4 protein-coding genes are annotated in these 3,471 nt (G+C 53.0%); all 4 read left to right on the forward strand.

Annotated features, from left to right (window positions below):
* The first annotated feature begins 191 nt into the window (after positions 1-191).
* The 4 genes from B5F88_RS21175 (at position 192) to B5F88_RS18700 (ending at position 3,461) form a co-directional block, all read left to right on the forward strand.
* Positions 192-362: a hypothetical protein gene (locus B5F88_RS21175; RefSeq protein ID WP_204246270.1), complete on the forward strand. Its 171-nt coding sequence runs from the start codon at positions 192-194 to the stop codon at positions 360-362.
* Between the two features lie 92 nt (positions 363-454).
* Positions 455-1,099: a hypothetical protein gene (locus tag B5F88_RS18690; RefSeq protein ID WP_087348979.1), complete on the forward strand. Its 645-nt coding sequence runs from the start codon at positions 455-457 to the stop codon at positions 1,097-1,099.
* Positions 1,081-2,355: a hypothetical protein gene (locus B5F88_RS18695; protein ID WP_242959888.1), complete on the forward strand. Its 1,275-nt coding sequence runs from the start codon at positions 1,081-1,083 to the stop codon at positions 2,353-2,355. Before B5F88_RS18690 ends, B5F88_RS18695 begins: the two co-directional genes overlap by 19 nt.
* Before the next feature lie 26 nt (positions 2,356-2,381).
* Positions 2,382-3,461, forward strand: a complete 1,080-nt coding sequence (locus B5F88_RS18700; protein ID WP_087348983.1) for an ankyrin repeat domain-containing protein — start codon at positions 2,382-2,384, stop codon at positions 3,459-3,461.
* Positions 3,462-3,471 lie beyond the last annotated feature (10 nt).

The raw sequence follows: 3,471 nt of genomic DNA on the forward strand, positions 1-3,471 counted from the left end.
CCGACCGCTATCTTGACGCCAGAAATCCCTCTCCCGCCGAAACCGACTTCTTCACCGTCACAAGGATGGATGCCTGGGGCGTGAGCACCTGGTTCATGTGTACCCCAGAAGCCGCCGAGAAGCTGATCGCCATGAATTACGACAATCTGGCCGTCAAGGAGACCACCATTGTGGGATAGGAAATCACTGCTATGAAAAAGTTGTTGCTTGTACTTTCTATTCTCTTAACAATCCTGACCTTTGCTGGTTCGTTCTATGTATTCCTATCAAACGGAACAGCAAATGCAGGTTATGCAGCAGTACCGATGTTGTTTGCGATTGTGTGCATTGGCGGATACAGAGCATACAAAAATAAAGAGTAATTGATAGTATAGATGATGAGGTTAGAACAACTGCCCTCCAAGGGCGCAAAGCGAGAAAAAGCCATTCTGGAGCTGGACGAGGTGAAAATAGCATGACACGGCAGGAGCAGAAGGCAGTCAAGGAATTAAGCACGATGCTTTCCAAAAACCTAAAAGTAGTTGCCGGAGAGCATGGCTTCAAAGTGGTTTCAGACTGCGCCTATAAGGTCCTGGGTGATTTCTTATATGAAGTATTTCTGTCTGCGCCCCCTGTCCGGCGTGGTACTGCCATAAGAGCAGTCGTTTCCACAAAGCCATGCGTCATTGACAATGTCTTTTGGGATGTATATGAAATGGGTGAGGTAGCCCGGAAGAAACCATTTAGTTTCCATATCACAGCGGCACATTCCCCTTCCGCTCATATCATCAAGGAAATGGAACTACCTGTCCCCACGGTGGACGCAGCAACCTTGGTCATGAATGAGGCGTTTTGTCGGTTTAACAAGTCCATTCAAGACCATCATAGCCGCTGCAGTACAGTCTCCGACTTCAAAGCGGAGATTCTCCATGATACTGCGCCGGCCGCACGATTGAATGTCGTACTGTGTGAAATCGCAGAAGGGAATTTCCGCCAGGCAATGCTCCTTGCAGAAAAGCAGCTGGAAAACGAACCTTATGGCCTGTTTAATACAGTAACCGATGGCGGGATAAAGAGTATATACGATTATGTGAAAGAGTTTTGCCAGAAAAAGCAGTAAGTATATGCAGTCGCTCCATCGGCCCAGCCGGAGACCGCCGCAAAGCTGATCGCCATGGATTACGACAATCTGGCCGTCAAGGAAACCACCATTGTGGGATAGGAGAAAAAAGAATGATGACTTTGGAACAACTGCCTCCCAAGGGCGTAAAGCGAGAACAGGCCATTTTGGAGCTGGGCAAGGATCAAGCAAACGGCGAACTGCTTTTCCAGCTTGTGAATACAGAAAAGGGCAAATGCAAAACGGCTGCTCAGAAGGCTTTGGCGCAACTGGAGTATGCCCCTGCTGCCCCACTGTGGGCCAAGCTGGTCAAGGGCAAATGGATGGGCAGCAATATCATGTCGGATGCCTGTTCCGACTGTGTATCGGAGCAGATTGCCCCAGTTATTCTGAAGACTCTCTCCCAGCTGCTGGACGAGTGGGACGCAAAGCCACTGGATATAGAACAACTGAACTTCTGTTTCCATTTGATGTTGGGGAAAGCCTCGCCTAAAATGCTGGAGGTCTACCGCTTCCTGGCGGAAAACACCCAGCGGATCGCCCAGCTGAAACGCACACCTGTTTATTCTGGTGATGATTGTACCTCCTGGTGGATTACGGACGGGCTTCGCATTTGGGATGCCACACCCAAGGAAAAAGAGAAAATTCCCGCTGTGGTGCTGACCGCCTCCCTGATCCGCAACCCGGATGAGCGACTGCAAGCATTGGCTGATGAGCTGAATAAACGCTACGGCGGCAGCTGGCTGATGCCGGTCTTTATGAAGGCGATCATCACCCAGCCCAAGGAGCAGGTGTACGAGACCTATTCGCCCCTTCTGGATACGCCGCAAAAAGGCTATTTGTTCCATGCGCTGGGAATGCTCCATTACCGCTGTTATCCGGAAGGCTGGACCTATGAACGCCTGGGCCCGGATGGAATGATCGCTCTGATTTTCTGGGGGGATTATAGCTATGGAACCTATGACACAAGGTTTATGATTGAACGCTATGTGGATCTGGATGAGCGGTGGCTCTTTGATCTGGCCAAGGACCCGGAGGGCCGCAAACCTACGGTGACATGGCAGACCTACAATCGGGGCGGTGTGCTATATGGAAGCTACGACGAAATGTTCATCAGCCTGCTGCCCCTCAAGGTGGAGAACCCGGAACTGAAGCGCATTCTGTGGGACTATTTCCGCATTCGTAGCCAGAAAAAGAAGGTGGCTAAGAGCATCACTCTTTACAAAGACGCTGCTGAGCGGTTCGGGGATGAATGAGTACAAGTCGAGAAAGCAGGTGCCTTATGTACGAGATCGGATATATTGGCCGCTGGGAGACCCTCCCGGAAACGGCTGCCGCCATCTGTGACCATGACACTCCCAAGCTGGAGGCGCTGCTCCAAGGCGGCCTGGATTTAGATGTTCCCATCCAGCTCAGCGAATACATCAAACTGATGCCGCTGGAGATCGCGGTTTTTCGGAATGATGTGCCCATGATCCACTTCCTGCTGGAGCATGGAGCCGATCCCGATCTGGCAGAGGAACAGCCCCTGCTGCTCACTGCCGCCCGCTGCTGCGGGCCAAAGGTGGTGGCGCTCTTTGCGGGACAGGCCGCAAAACTCAGCCCGAAGCAGAAAGAGCGGGCTTTCCAGGAAGTGCGCTGGGGCAAGCGCCCGGAGAATATCCCCGTGCTGGAGCAGGCCGGGATCACCGTGAAGAAGTTTGGCGGCGAGGCATTCCGGGCCGCTGTGTCCGAGGGCAATACCAAACTTGCCCGGCTGCTTCTGGAAAAAGGGGCAGACATCAATTACTACAAGCCGGACATGGTGTTTCCGAACGCACCTACCGCTGTCACCGTAGCTGCCCGACACAAAAATCTCCCCATGGTGCGTTGGCTCATTGAGCAGGGAGCCGACATCACCATTGCCGACAAATACGGTGACCGGCCTTACACCGTGGCGGTGCAGAACAAGAATCAGGAGCTGGCCGACTACCTGAAGTCCCTGGAACCGGAGGAATGGCACAACGAGCAGGAGAAGCTCCGGCAGCTTATGCCCTACAAACTGCCCGCCAAGTTGGTGGAATACTTGAAGACCGGCCCCCTGCGGCTGGAGTTCCCGGATCAGGAATGGGTGAAGTGGGCGGAGCTCTACTCCTTCATGGATGTGCAGGAGATGACCTGGAAACGGAAGAAGCTGCTCTCCCTCATGGTGCAGATGGACAACTACAGCGACTATCTGCTGCTGTGGAGCCCCAGGGACAAAAAGCTGTGGTATCTGGACATCGAGCATGAGGAATTCCACCCTCTGGCCAAATGGGATGACTTCATCGCAGATCCCGGCCGGTATCTGAACGGGATGATCGAGGGCGAGTTTGAGGAGTAAAGCCATGACA

Source organism: Flavonifractor sp. An306, assembly GCF_002159455.1.
Classification (GTDB): domain Bacteria; phylum Bacillota; class Clostridia; order Oscillospirales; family Oscillospiraceae; genus Flavonifractor.